This is a genomic window from Paenibacillus montaniterrae, from assembly GCF_018403185.1.
Lineage (GTDB): Bacteria > Bacillota > Bacilli > Paenibacillales > Paenibacillaceae > Pristimantibacillus > Pristimantibacillus montaniterrae.
Genome location: NZ_BOSE01000002.1, coordinates 52638 through 74085, shown reverse-complemented (window position 1 = coordinate 74085; position 21448 = coordinate 52638). Strand labels below are relative to the sequence as shown.

Genomic DNA, 21448 nt, shown 5'->3' with positions numbered 1-21448 from the left:
TGATGTAGAATTGGATTCTCAAGGCATAATTGCCCAGTTTTTCAAGAAGACATGGCTTGCCTACGTAATTTCGATTGTATTGCATGGGCTGGCTAACCTTGTGCATGTGCAGTTTCCGCGTGTGCTGGGAGAGTTTACAGATCAGCTGCAGCTTAAACAGCTGACATGGGAGGGCATCGTGCAGGCTGGCTGGGCGCTGCTGCTGATCGGAGTTTGCTTTACGGTACTCGGGGGCATTGCGCAGTATTTGGTCATGTACACAGGCAGATATTTCGAGTTTATGAACCGCCGGCGTCTGTATCATCATTTTCTTGATTTAAGCGAGCGCTTTTATGCGAATCACGGGGTTGGCAAGCTGCTTAGCTATTTTATGAATGATGTGACTGCCGTGCGTGAATCGATTTCTCAAGGTATCAACCAGACAGCGAATGCGACGATGCTGTTGATCTCAACAATTACGATGCTGCTGATGTCCAACGTACCGCTTTACCTAGTGATGATTTGTATTGTGCCGCTGCTGCTTATTCCGGTTATTGTTGTATGGATCGGGCCGATCATCAAGCGCCGTTCGATGAAGGTACAGGAAGCGCTAAGCGCGATGACCGCAAGCGCCGAGGAGCAGTTTGCCGGGATACGGGTTACGAAGACCTTTGCCGTCGAATCGATCATGAATGAGCGCTTTGGCGAAACGGTCGATACGATTCGCAATCGGCAGCTGCGGCTCGTTAGAATGTCGTCGCTGTTTCAAGCGACGATTCCTTTTCTCGGCTCGCTCTCATTAATTGTAGCGATGGTATATGGCGGTTACTTGACGCTGCAGGGTACGATTACGCTCGGCAGCTTTGTTGCGCTAACGCTTTATGTGCGAATGCTGATGACGCCGTTGCAGCAGCTGGGCAATGTCATTAATGTTGTGCAGCGGGCGCGAGCCTCGCTTGAGCGGCTTAATGCGCTGTTGGCTGAAAAGAAGGAAATTGTACAGCTTGAGGATGCGAAGGAGCTGCCGCTGGACAATATGAGCATTGAGCTGCGCGGCCTGTCCTTCAGCTATGAGGAGCTGGCTGCTGAGGAAGAAGTGAATGATGAAGAGCGCAGCTATGCCGGCAATCGGCATATGGCTTTGCGCAACATCGCCTTATCGATTCCAGCAGGCACGACGCTCGGCATTATCGGGCGGACAGGAAGCGGGAAAACGACGCTGATGAAGCTGCTGCTGCGCCTCTACGACCCGCCGCCTAATACGATATTTTATGGCGGGCAAGATATTCGCGAGCTCAAGCTGTCCAGCTTGCGGGAAAATATCGGCTACGTGCCGCAGGACGGCTTTTTGTTTAGTACGACCATTCGGGAAAATATCGCTTTTTCCAAGCGCGACATCGAGCAGGAAGAGGTAATCGAGGCGGCGAAGCAGGCGAAAATTTACGATAACATTATGGAGTTTCCCAAGCGCTTTGACACGACACTAGGGGAGCGAGGCATTACACTGTCTGGCGGGCAGCGCCAGCGCACCAGCCTGGCGAGAGGGATGATTAAAAAGGCTCCGCTATTAATTCTTGATGATAGTGTCAGCGCAGTGGATTCCATTACGGAGGCCGAGATTTTGCATAATCTCGCCAAGCAGCGAAAAGGCCGTACGACGATCATAATCGCCAACCGGGTCAGCGCGTTGAAGCAGGCTGACCAGATCATTGTTCTCGATCAAGGAACCATTGTGCAGCAAGGCAAGCATGAGCAGCTTGTGCAGCAGGAAGGGCTGTATCGTACACTGTATGAGCTGCAGGAGGAGGGGACGCGTAATGGCACAAGAGATTCGTAATTGGCAAATGGATCAAAAGACGGATGCGAACGAGCCGAAGGAAAAGCCTAAATACCGCTCCAGCTTTCGAGTGTTGTCCAGCTACATGCTGGAGCACAAGTATACCTTTTTAGCTTTTACGATCTGTACGTTGATCGCAATTGGCGGCGAGCTGCTGCAGCCATATTTGCTAAAGCTGGCAATCGACGATCATTTAATGGCAGGGCAAGCTGAATTTCGCAGCTTGCTGCTGATTGGCGGTCTCTACTTGCTGCTATCGATTACGAGCCTGCTGTTCTCTTATATTTCCAACAATTTATTGCAAAAAGCAGGTCAAAGCATTGTGGCAAGTATTCGCAAGCGCTTGTTCAAGCATATTACGAAGCTGTCAATGTCGTATTTTGACCGTGTGCCAAGCGGCAGCCTTATCACACATGTGTCGAGCGATACGGAAGCGGTTAACCAGTTTTTCCATCAAGTCGTGCAGAGCATTGTTAGAGATGGCTTCACCCTTGTATTTATTTTGGTGATGATGTTTCAGCTGGATGTGACACTGACGCTGTACAGCTTGCTGCTGTTGCCGGTGATTGCGGTAATCGCCATCGCTTTTCGGACCTATATGCGCAAAACGTATCAGCTGGCCAGAACGAGATTGTCTCGCCTTGTTGCCTTTACAGCGGAAAATTTGGCAGGGATGCCGCTGATTCAAGTATTTCATCAGCAAAGTGAACAAAGCAAGCAGTTTAACGAGAAAAATAATTCATACTTTCGCGCCAATTTGCGGGAAATTCGCACGAATGTGTTATTCAACCGCACCTTTGAGGTGCTGAACAATGTTGCGATTGCATGCATTGTCTGGTTTGGCGGGCAAGCGGTTTTAGGCGAGACGCTGGCCTTTGGTGTGCTGTATGCTTTTATTACGTATATCCGCATGTTTTTTCAGCCTATTAATACGATTACGCAGCAATGGAATACGCTGCAAGCCGCGACTGTCGCGATTCAGCGGATATGGAGCATTTTGGAGGTTGAGCCTGAAATTAAGGATGCGGCAGCAGCTAAGCCGTTATCCGAACAGGCAGCTAAAGGTGAAATTGAATTTCGCAACGTATCATTTGCCTATAAGGAAGGCGAGCCAGTCATTAAGCGGTTAAACTTAACGATTAAAGGTGGACAAATGCTTGGTGTCGTGGGCTCGACGGGCGCAGGCAAAAGCTCGCTAATCAGCTTGCTTTGCCGCTTCTACGATGTGCAGCAAGGGGACATTACAATTGACGGAATTTCGATCAAATCGCTGCCGCAGCAGCAGCTGCATCGCATCGTTGGTCTGGTGCAGCAGGAGCCCTATCTGTTTACAGGCAGCGTGCTGGATAATGTTCGGCTTTTTGACGAATCAATAACACGTGAGCAAGTGATTGAAGCTTGCCGCTTTATTGGCGCAGATCTCATTATTGAGCGTATGAGCGAGGGCTATGATACGCGGCTGTCAGAGAAGGGTAGCGGTTTGTCAGCGGGCGAGCGGCAATTGATATCATTTGCAAGAATATTAGTGTTTCAGCCGCGCATTCTTATTTTGGATGAGGCTACAGCTAATCTTGATTCGCAAACTGAGCAATTAATTAGTCGAGCGCTTGATTTTGTTTCACAAGGGCGTACGACAATTGTTATTGCCCATCGCTTATCTACCATTATGGGCGCAGATCAAATTATTGTAATGAGCAAAGGGGAAATCATCGAGCAAGGCACGCATCAGGAGCTGCTGAAGCTTGGTGGTCATTATAAGGAAATGATTGACTACGCACAAGGAAAAGACAAAGCAAAAATAACCATTTAAGAGAGAATTAGACTGAGCTTGCAGCGCTGTTTCCGGGGATTCCTGGAGACAGCGTTTTTGTTTGCTATTTTTAAGTGTCTAATGTATACGTTTTCGTTTGTACTTTTACACATATTTTTTGTGCAAAGTGGAATGAAAGGTAACGCTTACAAAGAGGGTTAAAGCGTGAAAAGTGTTGATTTTACGGGATTTTTCTGTCCATGTTAGGTTTGTGAATAAAGCTAACATCTGCGTAAAAAATACCTTACATGAGTATTGACGATGTTTTTTCAGAGTTTTATAATGACAACATAAGTAAACGAGAAATTGAACATTATTAAAAATTTACATCTGATTGTTCGGAAATGGAGGATTTATTTATGTCAGTTCAACAAATTCTTAAAACAATTGAAGAGAACAGCATCATGTTTGTGGATTTCCGTTTTATCGGTCTTAACGGCGGAGTTCATCACATCACATTGCCAGTTAGCGAGGTTAACGAAGAAACGTTCGAGAACGGTGTAGCATTCGACGGATCTTCGATCCCTGGATTCCGTGGAATTGAAGAATCCGATATGGTAATGATGCCTGATACTGAATCTGCATTTGTTGATCCTTTCACGCTTCATCCAACACTTAACATTATGTGTAATATTTTTACACCTGCTGGTGAGCGTTATGACCGCGACCCTCGTAGTATTGCACAAAAAGCAGAAGAATATCTACAAAAATCCGGCGTAGGTACTGCAGCATTTTTCGCTCCAGAATCCGAGTTCTTCATTTTTGATGATGTTCGTTTCGAAAACAATATGAATTCTTCTTTCTACTCTGTTGATTCCGAGGAAGCTGCCTGGAACACTGGCCGTAAAGAAGAAGGCGGAAACCTTGGCTACAAAGTAGCTGTTAAAGGCGGTTATGTGCCAGTTGCACCTACTGATGCTCAGCAAGATATCCGTTCTGAAATGGTTCGTATTATGGAAGAAACGGGCCTTAAGGTTGAGCGTCATCACCATGAGGTTGCTACTGCAGGCCAAGCTGAAATCAACTTCCGTTTCAGCACATTGACTACAACAGCTGACAATCTTATTAAATATAAATACATCGTGCAAAACGTTGCGAAGCAATGGGGCAAGGTTGCTACATTTATGCCTAAGCCGCTATTTGGCGACAACGGCAGCGGTATGCACGTTCACAGCTCCATTTTCGATGGCGACACTCCTTTGTTCTACGAAAAAGGCGCTTACGGCAACCTGAGCAAGCTTGCAATGAACTATATTGGCGGTATTCTTTACCATGCACCAGCGCTAATTGCGTTGACTAACCCAAGTACAAACTCCTTCAAGCGTCTGGTTCCTGGCTATGAAGCTCCAGTTAACCTGGTATTCTCTAAAGGCAACCGTTCTGCAGCAGTACGTATTCCAATTGCTGCTGTTTCGCCAAAAGGCTGCCGCATTGAGTTCCGTACGCCAGACTCTACTGCTAACCCTTACCTTGCATTTGCTGCAATGCTGTTAGCAGGTCTTGACGGAATTAAGAAAGGTCTTGATCCAGTTGCACTTGGCTACGGACCATTCGACAAAAACATTTATGAGCTGTCTGATGATGAGAAAAAAGAAATCCGCAGCGTACCTGGTACGTTGGAAGAAGCACTGGATGCGCTTGAGTCCGATTCTGCCTTCTTGACAGAAAGCGGCGTATTCTCTGAAGACTTCATCGCGAACTACATTGCATTCAAACGCAATGAAGCGAAGCAAGTTGCAATTCGTATTCATCCGCATGAATTCAACCTTTACTTCAACGTGTAATTAAAAATGCTGAACGAGGAAACCCAAATTTTCTCGTTCAGCATTTTTTTTCTCTAGTTTTAGTCATATTCGTGATTCATCCATCGTCTATATATAGAAAGAAATTTAGAAGGGGATGGACCTATGAAGAAGATTGCAATGCTAGGGCTTTCACTTATTTTGCTAGGGCTGATCGTTTTGCCGATCCAAGGCCAAGCTGCTTCACACATTGAGCCGGGAGCTTTAACAGCTCCGCCGCCTGGTCTAATTCAGCCATTGACGCTATTTGATCCTAATTTTTCGTATCTGGAACGGGGGGCAGGATACATATCGGAGCTATCCAACGGTAGGTTAAACATTTGGGGCGATACGGCCGCTACCGTTCATGTGGATGAAATCGGAGTTGGATTGACTCTGCAACGATGGACGGGATCGGTATGGATCGATGTCATTAGTGGGACGCCCGCTATCGATAGCGATTCGGCTTATACGTACCAGTCGCATATTCTCACTTCGGTGGCCAAGGGATACTATTACAGGACAAAATCATCACACTGGATTACTCATGGTGATGTGTACGAATCAGGTACGCGATACTCTGGTTCTCTCTTGCTTCCACTATAAATGAAAGCCAAGCAGTCATAAACTGCTTGGCTTTTTTACTAGGGCGTGTATCCTACACGCCCTAGTGGAAGGCCTCGGCCCACTGCAATGCTTCCGTTTCGGTTAATGGCCCGGACAGGAGCATTTTTATGTCCGATGCAATCCATTCCATAAAAACTGAACCATCGGAGAGTTCGACAAGAATGCCCGGGTATTGCTCGCCAATCATAACGTCTTTAATCGTTCCGGCCCCTTCCTGAACCTCCATCATAATGGAGCTGTTGTTTGTAATCAGGCGTTGATTGACTTTCACTAACGCTCCAGCCGCATTCGCATATTCCAGGTAAGCTGCACGGAACTGGCCGTCGGTATCTTTGAAAATCCGGATGTCTGAAAGCTCTAGCTGTTCCGGCACATAAGACGGCAACAGGAGGGGAAAGGCCAGCTTTTGCTTTGCTTCCTCCAATGTAACCTTCTCCGGCTTCGCTAATTCGGCGTCGCCGCTGCCGCTCTGATTTTCTTCAAATGCTGGTGGGGGCACGGTAAGGGCAGAAGCCGGATCATCAGCGGACTTTTGCAAGAAAATCTGAATGACATCGTTAAAAAACTCAGAAATGTAGGCATATGTCCGTTGAGGTCCGCCGCCAATCAATACGCTGACGATCAAAGAGGCACAGACAAGTCCGGTTACAGTTTTCATGCGTCGGATAAGCCTCTTTCGACGCTTCCGGCGTTCTAGTTTTGGTTGGAGCGCATTCCATGATGGTGTACTGTCCGGAACTTCAATGTCTTGCTGCAGGTCATGCAGTAATTTTTCGTACTTTTCATTCTCCATCGTTATCACCCCATTTTTTTGAGAATTGGCCAAGTAATTTTTTTCTGGCACGGAATAGGCGCTGCGCAATGACTTGTTCGCTGATCCCTAATTCAAGGGCAATTTCCTTATATGGCTTTTCTTCCATATAGTATTTTATAAGTAGGGTGCGATACTCTTCCTTCAACTCCATGATAGCCTCGTGAAGCATTTGGTTTCGCAATGCATCTTCAACGTCGTTCTCGACGCTGGCGGCTGCTTCCAAAGTGGAAGTATCTTTTACATTTACTTTATAGACGTCCTCCAGGTTCGTCCAATGACGATTTTTTTTGCTTTTTATCGAATCGAGCATCTGGTTACGGATTATCCGCCGGACCCATTGCTTGCCGGAAGCTGCATTTTTAAGTTGGTGGCGCTTGGCAGTTGCTTTCAAAAACGCTTCCTGGATGATGTCTTCTGCAAGTGTATGATCTTTGAGCAAATAGATAATCTCTTTATAGGCAAATTGGAAAAACGAATCGTATAGATAACGCTGAAGATCATAGCTTAAGGCATCGAATTCTGTTTCAAATAATAGCCACCATTGTTCCTCCATTTGTACCCCCTAAAATATTACCCGAAATAAATTGTAAATTTATAAAAATGCTGGGAACCTTCTTACTTATCATAGTAATGGAATCGGAGCATTAAGACAAATATGAATCATATCCAGTGGCAGATGAAAAAAAGAAAAATTTTTTGGAAAGCGTTATGAAACTTATAAAAGGCTCGTCTTAATAATAGGGTCAAAATTGTTCGTTATTTTGGAGGGATATGAATTGAAGAACACAGGCATTGTCCGAAAAGTTGATCAATTGGGGCGAATTGTTTTGCCGATTGAACTGCGACGTGTCATAGGGGTGCAGGAAGGAGATGCGGTCGAAATTTTAGTCGATGAACAACGGCAAATAATTGCCTTATGCAAATATCGAGCGCAGCAATGCTTGTTTTGTGAATCGACCGATCAACTGTCATACTTTTCCGGGAAATTCGTTTGCAGTTCATGTTTGTTTGATGTAAAGATGAATCGGAAGAGGATACTGGAAAGTGCTGCGAGACTCGAAACAGAGCATCAGTGACAGTATCTGTTAAGAAAGATTGACTGGAACGAGAGGGGAAAAGCGGGAAAAGGCAATGAGTCGATTGAATGCAGTCATGGAATACTATCATAAAGAAACTCAGTCAGCTTTACTGGCTTTTTTGGCAGCCCCTTTTTCTTTTTATAACGCCATTTCATCGTTTGATCTATATCGCAACATTAACGCTTCACAAAACATCATTCCTGTATTATACTAAAACATGTGAATAATTTCACGTTAAAACACGAATATTTACACAACTTTATCGAAATATGTTCGAGTTTTTTTGATAGAGTGAGACGTTTCTACTTGATGGAACGAAGCAAAGTTGATATAGTTTAAGATATTGATGGTGTTACTTAGAAAGGATGAAAGTTAATGACACGTGCTTACAATTTTAACGCTGGCCCTGCGGCAATACCACTAGAGGTGCTTCAGCAGGCACAGGCCGAATTCATCGACTACGATGGCGCTGGCATGGCATTGATGGAAATGTCTCATCGCAGTGCAACGTATGAAAAAGTAAATCAAGAAGCGCAGGATCTGCTGCGTGAGCTGATGAACATTCCTGACAATTATAAAATTTTATTTTTGCAAGGCGGAGCAAGCACACAATTTGCTATGATTCCAATGAACTTTCTATCCGAGGGTAAAGTCGGCGCATATGTCGATACAGGCGCATGGGCTGGCAAAGCGATCAAAGAGGCTAAAACGGTCGGCGAGGCGGTAATAGCGGCTTCTTCGAAAGAAGACAGCTACATGCGAGTTCCGCAAGCTTCTGAAATTGTTGTTCCGGAAAATGCAGCCTACGTGCATGTGACATCCAATGAAACGATTGGCGGCGTGCAATATAAAGCATTCCCTGAGCTAGGCAATGTACCGCTAATTGCGGATATGTCCAGCGATATTTTGAGCCGTCCGGTAGATGTTAGCAAATTCGGCTTAATTTATGCAGGCGCACAAAAAAATCTTGGTCCTTCTGGTGTCACTGTAGTTATTGTACGTGAAGATCTAATCGCCGAAAGTCCTAAGAGCATTCCAACCATGCTTCGTTACGACACGCACGCGAAAGCAAATTCTTTATACAACACACCGCCTTCCTTTGCGGTTTACATGGTCGGCTTAGTATTGAAATGGATTAAGGCTAAAGGCGGCTTGGCGGAAGTTGAGCGATACAACCTTAACAAAACAAAGCTCATTTATGATGTGATTGATGAAAGCAACGGCTTCTATGAAGGCTGTGCCAATAAAGAAGATCGCTCTCCTATGAATATTACATTCCGCATTCAAGGCAAAAACGAAGAGCTCGAGAAAAAATTTGTTAAGGAATCCGAAGCTGCTGGCTTTGTTGGCTTGAAAGGCCATCGAGATGTTGGCGGTTTGCGCGCTTCAACCTATAATGCTGTTCCGCTGGAAAGCTGTGAGGCGCTAGCTAAATTTATGAAAGAATTCCAGGCACGCAATGCCTAAGTTGATATGATATAATAAGACCGCTTATCTCATCGAGACTAAGCGGTCTTTTGTGTGCTTGGCTTACTTGAAATCAGCTTATGGAGCTGGCATTGATGCGCGGCCGCTGCAGCTTGTAGCCGACGTTGCGAATGGTCGTAATATATTCCGGGTTGCGTGCATTGCGCTCGATTTTTTCGCGCAAATGGCTAATATGGACATCTACAATTCGGGTATCTCCTAAGAAATGATAGTCCCATACGCCATGCAGCAGCTGCTGACGGCTTAGCACCTTGCCTTCATGCTTGCATAAAAATAGCAGCAGTTCAAACTCTTTAGGCGTCAGCTCAACACTTTCATTGTTCAAATAGACCTGTCGCTGATCGGCAAGGATAAGAAGCTGGCCAATTTGATACTGCTCTTCTTTAATTGAGCTTGGCAATGTGTCAAGACGACGGAAAATTGCCGTAATTCGTGAAATTAACTCTTGCGGACTAAACGGTTTTGTCATATAATCGTCAGCGCCGTTATCTAATCCGTTGATTTTGTCGGCAACGTCGTGTAGAGCGGTTAGCATAATAATGGGAACAGCATTGTTTTGGTCGCGCAGCATGCGGCATACTTCAATACCGCTCATTTTTGGCAGCATTAAATCGAGTATAATTAAATCAGGGCGAAACGTTCGCAAGGATCGAAAAACAGCCTCTCCATCTTCTACGCACATGACTTCAAAGCCAGCGAGCTTTAAGTTAAATTCGATTAGTTTGGAGATTGAAGGCTCGTCATCCACGATCAATATTTTTTTTTGCATGGGAAGCACTCCTTTACATCCAAGAGGATGAACTTTCATTGACACTATTGAAGATACATGAAACACGTATTATTAGTCATTATGAGGGATAACAATCTGCTAAGAATTAACGTTCTGTAAAGTAAGTGTAAAAAAAGCTTGAATTGTAAAGAGAATATGAACAGAGACAGGAGAATGGAACATGGCATTTCATATTGTTCTGGTCGAACCAGAAATACCAGCTAACACAGGAAACATTGCGCGGACTTGTGCGGCTACCGGCGCCCATCTGCACTTGGTGCGTCCGCTTGGCTTCAGCACGGATGACAAGCAGCTGAAGCGCGCTGGTTTGGATTATTGGCATGCTGTACATATCGAGTACCATGACTCATTTGCCGAGCTGCAAAGCAAATATCCAGATGCGACCTATTATTACGCCAGCACGAAAGGCAAAAAATATTATTCCGACTTCACATACAAGGACGGAGATTTTTTAGTGTTTGGCAAGGAGACGAAAGGGCTGCCGGAGGAGCTGATCTACAGCAATCTCGATACATGCATGAAAATGCCGATGACGGATGCGGTTCGCTCCTTGAATTTGTCCAATTCCGTCTGCGCGATTTTATACGAGGCACTGCGGCAAACTGGATTTCATAATTTAAAATAAAAATTTGGTAAAACTTATTTTAATATACTTGAAGGATTTTGTTTATATTTGTCGAAAAAGAAAAAAGCATGGTTTTCCCTCGAAATACTTGCAAAATGAGACATAAGAGAGGTGACATGATGAAACCAGCAGGAGTGGTTAGAAAGGTAGATCAACTAGGACGGATCGTTCTTCCTAAATCTCTTCGTAAACGCTATTTGATGAACGAAGGAGATCCAGTGGAGATTTTCGTCCAAGGAGATCATATTATTTTGGAGCGCTACCGCCCAAAATGTGTATTTTGCGGCTCTATGGCAGAGGTTGCAGAATTCAAGGAAAAGTATGTATGTAATGTTTGCATGGCTGAACTGGATCAGATGAAGCAGGCATAATTAGGCTGGCAACAAAAAAAGCAACGTTTCTTTTCTAACAAAGAGACGTTGCTTTTTTTATATATGCTTATTTGCCGCATAAATACATATATTAGAGGGAGATCATCATCCAATGTGAGAGCGTGGGGGCAAGGAGCCCCCTGCTGCTCGATGAAGGCTTACAGACCGCTTGTTTTATCATCATTATAAGAGCTCGTAAGAATCGCGGTCAAAAATAAAACAAGAACAGTCATCACAATCCAAAACGTCATTTTGTTAGCACCTCCATAACCTACCCTTATTATAACCAAGGTGTTCCAAAAAGAAAACTTCAAAAAGTAAGAACATTATGGATAGATTTGGATATGAGTATAGTAAGGAAAGGAAGGTGAATAACTTGGCAAAAAAGGATCAAGCTAAGCAAAAGAGGAAGCAGCAGCTTGCAGCTGCACGCAAGCGTCAAGTACGGCGAGCCGCGACCAGCAAACCAGCAGCAGCTGCCGGCAAACAAAATGGCGAAGCTGTAGTTCAAAAGGAAGCAGCCGTCCCATTAGACCAGCAGCAGGCGCAGGCCTCATCGCCAGCAGCCAATCGAAGCGTCGCAAATGAGCAACATCAGCGTACCTATCGTCAGCTGCAGCAAGCGTGCGCCAAAAGCAAGCATATAACGACGTTAAGACAGCAGGATGCCCGGCTTTGGGTAGAGCTGCCTGAGGCGCTGCCCAGCACGCTATTATTAAGAGCTCTGCAAAGGAATGATCGGCCATATAAGGCGCTCAGTGCTGAACGGTTGGCTGAAGCAGCGCAGCAGCCTGCGCAGCTGGAGCTGGACGTCCACGGTCTGGCTGACCAGCAGCTCGAGACATTTATTGAGGAGCTGGATGAGCTGATCGGTGAGTTTACGGGGAGAAGCTAGTCCAGCCCTCGATCACATTTTTGTAATCCTGCAACGCCTGCTTGCCTTCATCAGTCAAGCCGTAAATGCCGCGTTCAAGCTTCTTAAACCAGTGATAATGGTTGTCCCGCAAAATATTGCCCGCACTGCGAACTCCAGTCAGTCTCGTGAGCTGGGATGGAGAGGCCTGCTCCACACGGTACAGCGCCTCGGCACAGCGCAGTGCGCGCTCGCGGTAAGCGGTGACGAGCTTTTGCGCATGGCTGCCTCCGGTATTATAATCGCCGCTGCGCTCCTTAAACTCGTAGATTAGCCGTCTGCCCTTGCTCGGCCTGTTGCCGCGTACTGGAGCATCTCCAGGGGCGCAGAGCAGCTCAACAACAGGAGCCTTGGTCGCATAAAAAATAACAGTCAGCAGCCCGATGCCAAGTCTGCGGCATAGCTCGGCCAGATCCGAGAAGCGCTGATTAACCGCACCCGATTTTTTTCGGTTTCGCTCTACCGCCAAATAAACAGTAGCGCCGAGACGCAAACGTTCTACTCCTTGCAGCAGCAGGGCCAGGTTGAACGTTTTTTTCATTTCTACGATAATAACCTCGCCGCTTTGCTGATGAACGCCAACTAAATCGCAATGGTTGACCTCGCTCTTCACCTCGTACCCTTTTGCCGTAAAGTATAATTTGATTGGCTCATATAGTTGAGCTTCTTTATCAATGGCCATGTTCCGACTCCCACCTTAAATCATTCCCTTCTATTATAGCAAAGCTTGTCCCAGTATTGGATAGCTCGCGCTATTTCTCAAAAAAAAGGGCAATATCCACCTGTACGAAGCATACACTTTAAACATAGTCCAGAATGCGCTCTTTAAGAAGTTCAGCAAAGCGATCTCTCAAGCGGAGATAATAGAAGGAATCGCGTCTAATGTGATTGGGAGGAGGCAAAGGATGGATATATTCAAACGAATATCGGAGTATCAGGCAGAGAGTGAACGATTAGCCTGGTCAGGTACTTTTAAGGAGTACGTGGAGCTGCTAAAAAGCGATGTCTCTCCAGCCATGACGGCACACGCAAGAATTTATGAGATGATCGAGTCGCACGGGGTAGAAGTAGAAAATGGAGTGAAACGGTACAAATTTTTCGAGCAGGAAATATTTGGACTGGATCGTGCCATTGAAAAGCTGGTGGAGGAATACTTTCATTCGGCTGCAAGACGCCTGGATGTGCGCAAGCGCATATTGCTGCTGATGGGCCCTGTTAGCGGCGGCAAATCAACGCTAGTGACGATGCTGAAGCGAGGCCTTGAAAGCTACTCGCGGACGAATAGAGGCGCCGTGTATGCGATTGAAGGCTGTCCGATGCATGAGGAGCCGCTGCACCTTATTCCAACTGAGCTGCGGCGCGAGGTTGAAGAAAGCCTGGGGGTTCGCATAGAGGGCAATCTATGCCCGAGCTGCCAAATGCGCCTTAAAGAGCAGTACAATGGCAACATTGAAGAGGTGCGCGTGGAGCGGGTATTTATTTCCGAGGATAATCGTGTCGGAATCGGTACCTTCAGCCCATCTGACCCGAAATCGCAGGACATTGCTGATTTGACAGGCAGCATTGATTTCTCCACGATTACTGAATATGGCTCCGAATCGGACCCGCGCGCCTATCGCTTTGATGGCGAGCTGAATAAGGCCAATCGCGGCATTATGGAATTTCAGGAAATGCTGAAATGTGATGAGAAATTTTTATGGAACTTGCTATCCTTGACACAGGAAGGTAATTTCAAAGCGGGCAGATTTGCGCTTATTTCAGCAGATGAGATGATCATAGCCCATACGAACGAAACCGAATATAAGGCGTTCATTAGCAACAAAAAAAATGAAGCATTACAGTCGCGCATGATTGTAATGCCGATTCCGTATAATCTGAATGTGACAGAGGAAGAGAAAATATATAGCAAGCTTATTTCTCAAAGCGATATGAAGCATGTGCATATTGCGCCACATGCGTTGCGTGCCGCAGCGATTTTCTCGATTTTAACGCGCTTGAAGGAAACAAAAAAGCAAGGCATGGATCTCGTAAAGAAAATGCGCATGTACGATGGGCAAGAGGTCGAAGGCTTCAAGGAAGCGGATTTGAAGGAAATGCAAAATGAGTATGTGGAAGAAGGCATGTCAGGCATCGATCCGCGCTATGTCATTAACCGTATTTCCAGTGCGCTTATTAAAGGAGATATGGCCTGCATCAATGCGCTCGATGTGCTGCGCGCGCTTAAGGATGGGCTGGATCAGCATCCTTCGATTACGAAGGAGGAGCGCGAGCGCTATTTGAACTTTATTTCGATTGCCCGCAAGGAATATGATAATCTGGCGAAAAAAGAAGTGCAGAAGGCGTTCGTATATTCGTTCGAGGAATCTGCCAAAACGTTGTTTGAAAACTACTTGGACAATATCGAGGCGTATTGCAATTGGGCGAAAATTAAAGATCCGTTAACCGGGGAAGAGATGGAGCCGGATGAACGGCTTATGCGTTCAATTGAAGAGCAGATCGGCGTATCGGAAAATGCAAAAAAAGCGTTTCGTGAAGAAATATTGATTCGGATTTCATCGTATTCGCGCAAAGGGAAAAAGTTTGATTTTACAAGCCATGAGCGGCTGCGTGAAGCGGTTGAGAAAAAGCTGTTCGCTGATTTGAAGGATATCGTTAAAATTACGACAAGCACGAAAACTCCTGATGAAAACCAGTTGAAGCGAATTAATGAAGTGTCAGCAAGACTGATTGACGAGCATAGCTACTGCCCGGTATGCGCCAATGAGCTGCTGCGTTATGTCGGCAGCTTACTCAATCGATAAACATAAAGGCGGAGCAAGGAGTATTCTCCAGGCTCCGCCTTTAGTGCTGCTTGTGCAACATGCTAGCCTTTTTCATCTTCAGCGATGATATGCTTTCCGGCGATCATAAGCACGGCAAGTGAAGCGATAAAGCATCCTACTAAAATGATCGGCATTACCATATTTACTGTTCTCTCCCCTTTCAATTCCTTCCTTGGCAATTCTATTATGTTTAAGATTAACGTAACGACGCAGCACTGTACATATCGATTTGCTGCAAAAAAAGCACAAAACCTTGAAGGATTATTGACATTTGCTTGAACATCGTTGCTGCGTTATAGGTCGTGGCTCAGCTCAACTGTCCACCGTTAAGTAATAATCCCAGTTGGGCTTGTACTTCTGTGCTCTTTTTTCTATATTCCATTCAAACAAGCGCGGAATCAAGAAAGGAAGCATATGGATTCTTTTGCTTATCAAAGTGAATGCCGACTTTTCATATACGATATTTGGTGCTATATAAAAGCCCTTCAAGCTTGGGTCTGATTTTGCAGGTGGTAGATTAGCGCTGTATTCAAGTATAGGCGGGGTCGTTTTGGAAGCTGAAATAATGACATACTGCGTCGTATTTCCAGCCACCTTATGAACAAACAGGTACGCATTCACTTTATTGTTTAGATGATAGAGCTTTTCTTGCAGAATGCTTTCCCCGTTGCTCCAATCTGATTCGGCTACAAATTGCTCCATTACCTGCATCGCTTCCTCAGGAGATAGTTGATAAGCGTTCAGCTTTTTATATTGCAGCCAAAGCGTTCCAGCTAATATGAAAATGATCCCCAGCACGACTAATATAATAATTTTTAGGCGTTTCATGATCAACCACACTCCCCCAGCACCTGGCTTCTTAATTATGATCGTTCGCAGCCCTCTTAATTATAGCTAAGCGTTTCGTACCTTGTAAAATTAAGATATACTAAATATACAATAAACAGGATGAGATGAGGGTTAATTAATGGTCGAGGCATTGTATTTGCGTATTAAGCAGGATATTATTGCTCAAATACAAGAAGGAAAATTACAGGCGGGAGATTATATTGCAACGGAGAAGGATTTGGCGCAGCGCTATGGTGTGAGCCAAATTACGTCTAAGCATGCATTGAATTTGCTTGCTGCGGAAGGGTATGTCGAACGGCTGCGTGGCAAAGGAACCTTTGTTAAGGAGACACAGCCTGCAGCTATACCAGACAGCTTGAAACGGGACAAGCCAATGCTTGATGTTGTAGCACTTATCTTGCCTTCGATGAAAACAAAGATTGATCAGAGGCTGCTGGACGGTATTGAAAACTATTGCCGCAAGTCTGAGCTGAATATAATAGTCAGTATATCACGCGAGTCAGCGCTTGAGGAAAGCAAGGCAATTGAGCGCTTTCGCCATAGTGGTGTGAAAGGCTTTATTATTTTTCCAGTCGAGCAGGAAAGCTACAGTGATGCCATATTGCGGCTTACGCTTGATCGCTATCCAATGGTGTTGATTGACCGTTACCTGAAAGAAATTAAGGCGTATAGCGTCAGTTCTAACAATATGGTTGGGGTACATACCGCCATTACGAAGCTGCTTGAGCGTGGGCATACTCAGATCGCCTATATTAGCCCGGAAATCACCAATACCGCAACGGATGAGCGTGCCAAAGGTTATGAGCAGGCGTTTATAGACTACGGGTTGTCGATCAACAAATCGTTATGGTGCTTGCTTTCCCTGCACGAGATCGAGTCGGGAAGTGCTGAAGAGAAAATAAAGCAGTTTATAGAGGAGCAACCGCATTTTACAGCCATCTTTACTGTAAATGCATATCTAGCGGAAGTCGTGAAAAGAGCACTTCATGCAAAAGGGCGACATTCTGTTCTTCACAGCAGTTTTGATGATGTCGAACACATTTTTGCGTATGTCAGGCAACAGGAGGATGAGATATGTCGAGCTGCAGTCAGCTTGCTGCTGGAACAGCTGGCAGGCCATTATAAGCCAAGGCGTGAATATATCGAAGTGTTGTATATTGAGCAAGAACAATAATGATTTCGTAAAAGAGATTCTAGAATCTCTTTTTTTATTTGCTTACTTCGTATATAAATATAGTATAAACATATATTTAATATACTAAGTATAAGGAGGTTATCTTGCAATGAAGACTTTGCCTCTATATAAACAAATCCAACGTGATATACGACGATTGATTGCAATCGGCAAGCTGCGTGAAGGAGATCGTATTCCTTCTGAAAAGGAGCTGTCCGAAACGTATCGCGTAAGTCAGATTACAAGTAAAAATGCGTTAATCGGCTTAATGGAAGAAGGGCTGCTAATTAGAGTCCAAGGAAAAGGAACATTTGTCGCAGATCAAACAGAGGATGCTGCATCTAAAGCTATTGAAGGCTGGAATATGCATCATATGCTCAGCGCAAAAAGTGGGCGAATCGGGCTGGTGCTGCCAACGATGAAAACTAAGGTAGACCAAAGGTTTCTGGACTATATTGAGAAATATGCCTCGCAGCATGGCTTTGAGCTAATGGTGCGGATTACGCGTGAATCGCAGGAGGAGGAATCCGCAGTTATTTCGTCTTTTTTGCGGCAGGGAGTGGACGGCCTCATTATTTTTCCTGTAGAGAATGAAATGTACAATGATTCTATTTTGCGTTTATCGCTGGATCGCTTTCCACTTGTACTGATTGATCGTTTTCTAAAGGAAGTGAAAACGTACAGCGTCAGCTCCGACAATGTAGCGGGAACAAGAGAAGCGATCTCTTTCCTGCTTAATAAGGGCCATCATTCCATCGCATTCATCTCACCTGAAATTACGAATTCTGTTACTGATGAGCGAGCACAAGGCTTTGAGCAAGCCTATCTGGAGCGCGGACAATCGATCGATAAAAATGTGTGGTGCTTACTGCCACTGGAAAGAATCGTGTCCGGACAGGCAGCGCATTTGATTAATCAGTTTCTCATTGACCACCCCCAGATCACTGCAGTGTTTACTGCCAACACGGAGCTGTGCCATTATACGTATCAAGCCGCACAGCGTTTGGGAAAACAGGTTCCATGCGAGCTTGAGATCATGACATTTGACCCGCCAGACCTGCCAGGTGTGTCTTATATTCGGCAAAATGAGGATGAGATGTGCAGGATTACGATAGAGCTGCTAATGCAGCAAATACAAGGAAACTATGAAGCACAGCGTATGATTATTCCGGTAACCTACGTATGGAGCAGCTAATTTTATACTGAATTTAATATATAAATTTATATTAATATATATTAATCTTTATATAAAGCGCTTTCAAAATAAGAAGAGAAGAGGGGATTCATTTGAAGATGAAGTTTAAATGGTCTGCGATGTTGCTGCTGGCAATGACGTTGGTTTTATCGGCATGCGGAGGAAACAGCAATTCTGGCAATCAACCGGTAAACAGCAATAAAGGCAACGAATCGTCCAATCAACCATCCGACGAAACGGGGACTGGCAATGAGCCGGTAACGATCGAGTTTATGGGGCATGGAAATCCAAGTGAGAAAAGCATATTTGAAAAGCTGATTGCTTCCTTCGAAGACAGGTATCCGCATGTTACTGTGAAATATACGTCTGTTCCTCCGGGCGAATATTCGCAAAAGCTGACAACATTAATCAGCTCTGGCAAAGCACCAGATGTATTTTATGTTGGCGGCTCTGAGTTTTACCGCTTTGCCGAAGCTGGAACGATACTGAACTTGCAGTCTTATTTGGACGGAACAGAATTGTTTGATCAGGATAATGTCTGGAAACCAGCACTGGATCGCTACCGTTACAACGGTGAAAAGGTAGGAACAGGTGATTTGTACGGCTTGCCTAAAGATGTAGGACCTTGGACCTTTGTTTATAACAAGACGCTGTTCGATGAACAAGGCATAGCGCCGCCACCTGCGGCTGCAGGTGAATGGACATGGGATGATATGCTAGCCGCAGCTAAACAGCTGACCGTTGATCAAAACGGGGATGGGCGACCAGAGCAATACGGCGTTGCAGCGTACACGCTTGAGTCGGCTGTATGGGCAAACGGCGGAAACTTTATCGACTATGAAACAGGCCAGGTGCTTGTAAACGAGCCTGCGTTTTACGAAGCGATGCAATTTGTTGCTGATCTGACACTGGTGCATAATGTTAGCCCAAATGTTGAGGCAGAGCAATCTATGAATGGCTACACACGCTTTTTGAACGGACAGCTTGCGATGTTCGCCATGGGACCGTGGGATCAGCCGGCATTCTGGGAACTGCCTTTCGAGTGGGATATAGCAGCCTGGCCAGCGAGCCCTGCAACGGGTGAAACAGCAACATGGCTTGGTTCAATGGGCTTCGCAGTCTCCAACAAATCCAACCATCCACAAGAAGCGTTCGATTTGGCAGCATTTTTATCACTTGATGAATACGGTCAACGCCAAAATTACGAGCTGGGTCAAGCAGTTCCGAATTTGATTAATATGGCTAAGGGCGAGTTTTTGGAAACTGACAAAGCACCTGCCAACCGTCAAGTCTTTCTGGACATAATCGAGGATTATGGTCGTCCTGATGTACCAGCCTTCTCCAAAGACACACAATGGATTGATTTGTTTTGGCAGCAAGCAAGCCGCGTATGGAATGGTGAAGTGACTGCTCAGCAGTTTACGGCAGAAATTCAACCTAAAATGCAGGAGCTATACGATAAATTCAATAAGTAATGCGACAAAAAGGAGTGGCAGTGGTTCGCTCGCTGCGCTCCTTTCTTCGTACAAAATGTTAGTGAGGTGAGTCGATTTGGGCATGAAACTGACGGGATATCGCAGAAAAGAGCTTGCCTGGCTTTATTTGTTTGTTGCTCCTCCAGTTTTAGGTTTTCTTATTTTTGGACTGACGCCTATGCTTTTTTCTGTTTATATCAGTTTCCAAAGATGGGATATGATTACGAGCCCAACATGGGTCGGGCTGGACAATTACGTAGAGCTGTTGAAAGACGAAAAAGTAATCAAATCGCTGTACAATACCGTTTACCTGATGATTGGAATTCCGCTTGGCATGATGTTGTCATTGCTGCTTGCAATATTAATGAACCGTTCCATTAGAGGGATTTCCTTTTTGAGAACGATGTATTATTTGCCGGTTATCTCTCCTATTATCGCGGTTTCCTTGCTATGGCAATGGATTCTTAATCAGGATTATGGCTTGCTCAATCAAATGCTATGGAACTGGTTTGGCATTGCAGGACCCAACTGGCTGGGGGATGCAGCTTGGGTAAAGCCTTCACTCATTTTGATCGGACTATGGAGTGGGATTGGCGGAAATATGGTGCTGTATTTGGCAGGTTTGCAATCAGTCTCTTCCACTTATTACGAAGCAGCTGAAATCGACGGCGCCAACGGATGGCAGAAGTTTTCAAGAATTACACTGCCCTTGCTAACACCTATTCATTTTTTTGTCGTCGTGATGGGCGTCATCGGCGCTTTCCAATCCTTTAGTCAAATTTACGTGCTCGCGGTTGATGGCGGTCCGGAATATAGCGGAGCAACGGTCGTTTATTATATATTCCAGCATGCCTTCAAATATTTCAACATGGGCTTTGCCAGTGCGGTTGCCTGGATGCTTGGACTATTAATCTTCTTTGTTACGCTCATTCAATTCAAGCTTGCTAATCGTTGGGTTTATCAAGACTAAGGGGTGTGGAGATGAAGTACAAAAAATTAGCTGATTATTGGGCACTGCTGCTGCTTCTATCCGGATTGATCTTTATGATCGCTCCTTTTATTTGGACGATTTCGACCTCGTTGAAATCACAGCGTAATATATTTGAAATACCGCCCAAATGGTTGCCTGATCCGCTTACGTATAGCAATTATGTGGATGTTTGGCAGCAGGTGCCCTTGCTTAAAGGCTTTATGAACAGCCTGATCATTGTTGTGGTTGTATTGACAGTCGGATTGCTTATTTCTGCTATGAGCGCTTATGCGTTTGGCAAATTTGAGTTCCCGTTGAAGGGCGTACTGTTCCTCGGGCTGCTCGGCACGATGATGATTCCGTATTCTGTCGTGATGATTCCGCAGTTTATCGGGTTTTCCTGGTTGAATTGGGTCGATACGCTGCTGCCGTTAATTATACCCGGGTTGTTCGGCAATATTGTCGTCATCTTTTTTATTCGTCAGTTTATATCGAGTGCGCTGCCGAATGATCTAATCGAAGCTGCGAAAATTGATGGCTGCAGCTTCCCGCGTATTTTCTGGACAATTGCGATGCCCGTTATGAAGCCGGCACTTGCTGCGCAGGCTGCGCTAGGATTTATGGGCATATGGAATGACTTTCTTGGCCCGCTTATTTATTTGCATACGCCGGAGAAGCAGACCATTCAAGTGTTGATCGCCTCGATGCAGGCGATGTATATTGGTCAGTCTAATTATCCGATTATTATGGCCGCCGCCATTATAGCCATGATTCCAGTCATTCTCGTATTCTTTTTCTGCCAGCGTTACTTTATAGAATCTCTGGCAATTAGCGGGATTAAAGGATGAA

20 protein-coding genes are annotated in these 21448 nt (G+C 45.2%); 15 read left to right on the top strand and 5 right to left on the bottom strand.

What is annotated here, in order from left to right; translation table 11 throughout:
* Positions 1-10 precede the first annotated feature (10 nt).
* The 4 genes from KJS52_RS06180 (at position 11) to KJS52_RS06165 (ending at position 6013) form a co-directional block, all read left to right on the top strand.
* A complete protein-coding gene (locus KJS52_RS06180) occupies positions 11-1816 on the top strand; it encodes an ABC transporter ATP-binding protein (RefSeq protein ID WP_213513890.1) in 1806 nt (601 codons plus the stop codon).
* Entirely contained in the window at positions 1797-3626 is a 1830-nt protein-coding gene (locus KJS52_RS06175; protein ID WP_213513889.1) for an ABC transporter ATP-binding protein, read from the top strand. Before KJS52_RS06180 ends, KJS52_RS06175 begins: the two co-directional genes overlap by 20 nt.
* Positions 3627-3985: 359 nt before the next feature.
* Positions 3986-5410 carry a type I glutamate--ammonia ligase gene (glnA, locus tag KJS52_RS06170; protein WP_213513888.1) on the top strand — a complete coding sequence of 475 codons (1425 nt, stop codon included), beginning with the start codon at positions 3986-3988 and terminating at the stop codon, positions 5408-5410.
* Positions 5411-5533: 123 nt separating this feature from the next.
* Positions 5534-6013, top strand: coding sequence for a hypothetical protein (locus tag KJS52_RS06165; protein WP_213513887.1), 480 nt, complete (start codon positions 5534-5536; stop codon positions 6011-6013).
* Positions 6014-6074: 61 nt separating this feature from the next.
* On the opposite strand, the gene KJS52_RS06160 is transcribed toward KJS52_RS06165, so the two are convergent.
* Together KJS52_RS06160 and KJS52_RS06155 are read right to left on the bottom strand one after the other, a co-directional pair.
* Complete coding sequence (locus KJS52_RS06160; RefSeq protein ID WP_213513886.1) at positions 6075-6827, bottom strand: DUF4367 domain-containing protein; 753 nt, start codon at positions 6825-6827, stop codon at positions 6075-6077.
* Positions 6817-7401, bottom strand: coding sequence for an RNA polymerase sigma factor (locus KJS52_RS06155; RefSeq protein WP_213513885.1), 585 nt, complete (start codon positions 7399-7401; stop codon positions 6817-6819). The genes KJS52_RS06160 and KJS52_RS06155 overlap by 11 nt, the downstream gene beginning before the upstream one ends.
* A gap of 223 nt (positions 7402-7624) precedes the next feature.
* Between KJS52_RS06155 and KJS52_RS06150 the strand changes: the two genes are divergently transcribed.
* Together KJS52_RS06150 and serC are read left to right on the top strand one after the other, a co-directional pair.
* A complete protein-coding gene (locus KJS52_RS06150; protein WP_213513884.1) occupies positions 7625-7924 on the top strand; it encodes an AbrB/MazE/SpoVT family DNA-binding domain-containing protein in 300 nt (99 codons plus the stop codon).
* 378 nt (positions 7925-8302) lie between these two features.
* Complete coding sequence (gene serC / locus KJS52_RS06145) at positions 8303-9394, top strand: 3-phosphoserine/phosphohydroxythreonine transaminase (RefSeq protein WP_213513883.1); 1092 nt, start codon at positions 8303-8305, stop codon at positions 9392-9394.
* A 73-nt stretch (positions 9395-9467) separates the two neighbouring features.
* On the opposite strand, the gene KJS52_RS06140 is transcribed toward serC, so the two are convergent.
* Complete coding sequence (locus KJS52_RS06140) at positions 9468-10184, bottom strand: response regulator (RefSeq protein ID WP_213513882.1); 717 nt, start codon at positions 10182-10184, stop codon at positions 9468-9470.
* 181 nt (positions 10185-10365) lie between these two features.
* On the opposite strand from KJS52_RS06140, the gene trmL reads away from it, so the two are divergent.
* The 3 genes from trmL (at position 10366) to KJS52_RS06125 (ending at position 12096) form a co-directional block, all read left to right on the top strand.
* The gene (trmL, locus tag KJS52_RS06135) at positions 10366-10830 is read left to right on the top strand and encodes a tRNA (uridine(34)/cytosine(34)/5-carboxymethylaminomethyluridine(34)-2'-O)-methyltransferase TrmL (protein ID WP_213513881.1); all 465 of its coding nucleotides are present in this window, start codon (positions 10366-10368) and stop codon (positions 10828-10830) included.
* A gap of 119 nt (positions 10831-10949) precedes the next feature.
* Positions 10950-11201 carry an AbrB/MazE/SpoVT family DNA-binding domain-containing protein gene (locus KJS52_RS06130; protein WP_213513880.1) on the top strand — a complete coding sequence of 84 codons (252 nt, stop codon included), beginning with the start codon at positions 10950-10952 and terminating at the stop codon, positions 11199-11201.
* A gap of 376 nt (positions 11202-11577) precedes the next feature.
* Complete coding sequence (locus tag KJS52_RS06125) at positions 11578-12096, top strand: hypothetical protein (protein ID WP_213513879.1); 519 nt, start codon at positions 11578-11580, stop codon at positions 12094-12096.
* Here the strand turns inward: KJS52_RS06125 and KJS52_RS06120 are convergent.
* On the bottom strand, positions 12080-12796 hold the full coding sequence (locus KJS52_RS06120) for a DUF2161 family putative PD-(D/E)XK-type phosphodiesterase (RefSeq protein ID WP_213513878.1): 717 nt from the start codon (positions 12794-12796) through the stop codon (positions 12080-12082). The genes KJS52_RS06125 and KJS52_RS06120 overlap by 17 nt on opposite strands.
* A gap of 223 nt (positions 12797-13019) precedes the next feature.
* Here KJS52_RS06120 and prkA point away from each other — a divergent pair, with 223 nt between their 5' ends.
* Positions 13020-14915 (top strand): PrkA family serine protein kinase, encoded by a 1896-nt coding sequence (prkA, locus tag KJS52_RS06115; RefSeq protein WP_213513877.1) that lies wholly within the window; start codon positions 13020-13022, stop codon positions 14913-14915.
* 333 nt (positions 14916-15248) lie between these two features.
* Here prkA and KJS52_RS06110 read toward each other — a convergent pair whose 3' ends face one another.
* Complete coding sequence (locus KJS52_RS06110) at positions 15249-15764, bottom strand: Spi family protease inhibitor (RefSeq protein WP_213513876.1); 516 nt, start codon at positions 15762-15764, stop codon at positions 15249-15251.
* A gap of 139 nt (positions 15765-15903) precedes the next feature.
* Between KJS52_RS06110 and KJS52_RS06105 the strand changes: the two genes are divergently transcribed.
* From KJS52_RS06105 to KJS52_RS06085, 5 genes are all read left to right on the top strand, one after another.
* On the top strand, positions 15904-16959 hold the full coding sequence (locus KJS52_RS06105) for a LacI family DNA-binding transcriptional regulator (protein ID WP_213513875.1): 1056 nt from the start codon (positions 15904-15906) through the stop codon (positions 16957-16959).
* A gap of 109 nt (positions 16960-17068) precedes the next feature.
* On the top strand, positions 17069-18154 hold the full coding sequence (locus tag KJS52_RS06100) for a GntR family transcriptional regulator (RefSeq protein ID WP_213513874.1): 1086 nt from the start codon (positions 17069-17071) through the stop codon (positions 18152-18154).
* A gap of 98 nt (positions 18155-18252) precedes the next feature.
* Positions 18253-19629 carry an ABC transporter substrate-binding protein gene (locus KJS52_RS06095; RefSeq protein ID WP_246563214.1) on the top strand — a complete coding sequence of 459 codons (1377 nt, stop codon included), beginning with the start codon at positions 18253-18255 and terminating at the stop codon, positions 19627-19629.
* 76 nt (positions 19630-19705) lie between these two features.
* Positions 19706-20599 carry a carbohydrate ABC transporter permease gene (locus KJS52_RS06090; RefSeq protein ID WP_213513872.1) on the top strand — a complete coding sequence of 298 codons (894 nt, stop codon included), beginning with the start codon at positions 19706-19708 and terminating at the stop codon, positions 20597-20599.
* A gap of 11 nt (positions 20600-20610) precedes the next feature.
* The gene (locus KJS52_RS06085) at positions 20611-21447 is read left to right on the top strand and encodes a carbohydrate ABC transporter permease (RefSeq protein WP_213513871.1); all 837 of its coding nucleotides are present in this window, start codon (positions 20611-20613) and stop codon (positions 21445-21447) included.
* Position 21448 lies beyond the last annotated feature (1 nt).